Raw genomic sequence first — 293 nt, forward strand, 5'->3', positions numbered from 1 at the left:
ACTTTGTTTATGAGAGCTCTTTTTTTGCGTTTTCAGGATTATATTCTTTTGACAAATGTTTTTCTTTTTGATTGTATCGGAAAGCTTAAAAAGGGACCGTGTTAGGATATAAAATGTTTTGTTCAGCTTTTTTTGAAAATAGTGAAAAATATGGCCCCCTTTGTGTTGGTTTTGATCCGAGTCATCAAGTTTTGCAATCATGGAATTTGAGCCCTGATTATAAAGGTCTAAAGGATTTTTGCGATATCCTCTTAACAGCGGTTGTGGGGAAGGTGGGGATCATAAAGCCGCAA

General features: G+C 35.8%; 1 pseudogene. It reads left to right on the plus strand.

Annotated elements, in window-relative coordinates:
• Positions 1–113 precede the first annotated feature (113 nt).
• A pseudogene (locus ACFINS_RS10695) lies at positions 114–293 on the plus strand (orotidine-5'-phosphate decarboxylase); the annotation flags it as partial.

Origin of the sequence: Bartonella sp. AA2SXKL, assembly GCF_042197205.1 — a bacterium.
GTDB lineage: Bacteria > Pseudomonadota > Alphaproteobacteria > Rhizobiales > Rhizobiaceae > Bartonella.